The 3,120-nt window shown below is 74.3% G+C and carries 1 pseudogene; it reads right to left on the bottom strand.

The features are described 5' to 3' along the window. Positions 1–3,120 (bottom strand): annotated as a pseudogene (locus AB0J02_RS03020) (hypothetical protein); the annotation flags it as partial.

The raw sequence follows: 3,120 nt of genomic DNA, 5'->3' as shown, positions 1-3,120 counted from the left end.
ACGGACGACAAGTCGGTGGACGGCTGGCCGCTGGGCTGCGGGCCGACGGACGGCTGGCCGGTGGACGGCTGGCCGCTGGGCCGCGAGTCGGTGGACGGCTGGCCGGTGGGTGGCTGGCCGGTGGACGGCTTGTCGGTGGGTGGCTTGTCGGTGGGTGGCTGGCCGGTGGACGGCTTGTCGGTGGGTGGCGGGTCGGCAGGGGCGTGGCGTTCGGAGCCGTGTGCGGCGGGCACGGCCAGTTCCACCCGCCCCACGGTCTCGCCACCCTGGCTGAACAGGGGCCGCTCCTCGACCTTGCTGACGAAGACGCCCGCGCCGAGCAGGCCCACCGAGGCGAGCCGGGCCCAGCCGCGCGGACGGCGGTGGCCCTCGAAGGTGGCGCCCAACTCCACCTCGTAGCTGTAGAGGTCGGCGCCGGTCTGGAAGGTCAGGTTGTCGTGGGTGACGGCGTCCGTGATCCGGGTGGCCTTCTGGCCGGTCCAGGCCAGGCGGGCGCCGAGCGCCGTGGTGCCGATCTGGCGCGGTGAGCCGGTGCTGGGCGCCTTGTCGTGGTCGCGCGGCGAGATACCCAGCTCGACGCCGCCGGACACGCCGATCGACGCCTGCTGGCCCTGGCCGGAGACCTCGACGCCGATCACGCCGTTGCGCAGCGAACGCTCGCTCATTGTGGTCTCGAAGCGCCGGTCGGACAGCCGCGCCCGCAGGATCAGGGTGTGGTGACCGCGGCGCACCTTGCCGTCCTCGGTGAGGGTGACGGGCACGCCGGTGGTGGCCAGGCTCTCCAGCGCCTGCGCCAGGCTGGGCCGGTTCAGCGCCTCGCGCACCTGCCGGTCGTTGTGCAGCGCGGTCCGCATCCGCCCGTCGCCGTACCAGAGCTTGGCGGCGTGCGGGTGGCGCAGCATCAGCGGCGGGACGAACAGCGACGGGTACGAGCGGTGCAGCGTGTCCAGGACCGTGTCGGCGAAGACCCGCATGGGGTCCCGGGGTGCGGGTGCCGCGTCCCCGGTCTTGTCCGTACGAGGTCCCTGGTCCTGGTCCCCGCTCACGTCCTGGTTCTGTACGGGGTTCGGCGTGTGGTCGGGGCGGAAGCCCTCGGCGCGGACCTGGCCGCCCAGGTGTACGGGGTCCTCGCGGGTGAGGTACCACGGCACGGGCGGCTCGGCGTCCGGGTTGGGGCCCGTCTGTCCGGGCGTCCGGGCGTCCCAGCCCGCGAGCCGACGCGCGTCCTGGGTGGAGATCCAGTCCAGGCTGACCACGCGCAACGGGCGGGCCGCGGACGGCGGTTCACCGGCCGTGCGCACCATCAGGGTGCGCTCCACCCGGTACAGCGCGACCGGGTGGTTGCGGACGCGGCCGGTGACCTTGCGGGCCGTGTCGGCGCCGAAGTAGTGGCCGCGCCCGGAGGCGAGGTCCGTGCGGATGAGCGGACCGCCCTGCACGCGTACGTCGACCTGCGAGCCGACGTAACTGTGGTTCGGGCCGGAGGTGATCTGGACGCCCACGCGGGTGTCGCGCACGTGGGCGCGCTGGTTCTGGTACGTGTTCTGGGTGAGGTCGCGCAGCTCGACCTTGACCGACTCGGTGACCAGCGTGGCCCCGTGCGGCACCGATCGCTCCACGACGAGGTGTCCCAGCGGGTGCTGCCCGCTGCCCCGGGTCAGTTCCGGGCCGCTGGTCGGTGAGGAGAGCCGCCCGAACAGGGGCAGCAGCCGTCCCGGCCGGACGAACGAGATCAGCGCACGGTGGGCCGAACTGCCGGGCCGTGCACCGGAGATGGCGAGGGCCAGGTCCTCCGGCGGGTCCGTCAGGTGCAGTCCGGTGGTCTCGGTGATCCGCGGCTCGACACCGTCCGGGAACGTCAGGGTCTGCGGCGCGCGCTTGGTGCCCTTGTAGGGCACGGTGAGGTCGTCCGGCAGTCGCCAGCTCAGTCCGTCCCGCACCGCGAACTCGGCGGCGTGCGCGGGGCTACGCTGCCAGTGGGGCGTCGTGCCGGGCCCGGTGTCCGTGCCGACGGTCGGCGGCGCCTCGGTGACACGGTCCACGCGCACCCGGTAGTACACGTCGTCGAGGTGCAGGTGGGAACCGTCGACGGCGCGGTACTCGGTCTGGTTGTACGCCTGGGTGCCCTGCGTGTAGTCGGTCCTGCGGGTCCAGCCCAGCGAGAAGGCGAGCTTCAGCAGCCATTCGAGCGGCGGGCCCATGCTCAGCGCACCGGCGATCCGGCGCCCGACGCCGACGCTGCGGCCGCCGCCCGTACCGGCCTGGCCGCGCCGCATGGTGTCCACGCGGACCGTGCTGCCGTCCACGTCGGAGAACCGTTCCCAGCGGTGGTACGGGACTGCCTCGACGATCAGCTCATGGCCGACGCCGGACTTCTCCCGGCCCACGAAACGGGCCCCGCGCGGGGCGGTGAAGGCGGCGGGCTGCACGGTCAGCAGGCGCAGCAGCTCCGCCTCGTCGAACTGACGGCGCAGCTTGGGCGGCAGCTTCCCGAGAATCTCGCGCGCCACCTTGTCGGGAGAGCGCAGGGTGAGCGTGCCGAGGCCGGTGAACAGCCCGGTGTCGGGGGTCGGCCGCGTATCGTCTGCGCGGCCGTCCGGGGTGGTGGTCCCTGGGTTGACGGCTGGGCCCGTGCTCGTGTCTGTGGCGGGACTCGTGTCAGCGGCGGGGGTCGTGCCCGTGTCTGGGGCGGCCTTCGCGCCCGGGTCCGTGACGACTTCCGTGCCGAGCAGGAGGCCGGACAGCCGGCCGCCGTCCTCGAAGGTGACGGTGCCCGGTGCCGGGTCGGGCGGACGGACGTCCGGCCCGGTGAGGAGCCGTGCGGGGCGATACCGGTCGAGCTGAGTCTCCAGCGGTACGGGGTCGCCGCGGTCGGGGGTGTCGGAGTCGCTCGGGGCGGGGGTGGCCGGGGTCGGGTCGGGGGTTGGCGCGGCGGGGTCGGAGACCGCCGGGGTCGGGTCGGGGGTCGGCGTGGCCGCGTCGGAGTTCGTGGCGGCAGGGGCGGGAGTTGGCGCCGCCGGATCGGAGACCACCGGAGTCGGGGCGGGAGCCGGCACCGCCGGGGTCGGGTCGGGGGCCGGCGTGGCCGCGTCGGAGATCGCCGCGGCAGGGGCGGGAGTT

Origin of the sequence: Streptomyces sp. NPDC050264, assembly GCF_040655895.1 — a bacterium.
Taxonomy (GTDB): Bacteria; Actinomycetota; Actinomycetes; order Streptomycetales; family Streptomycetaceae; genus Streptomyces.
This window is presented reverse-complemented; position numbering and strand designations above follow the sequence as displayed.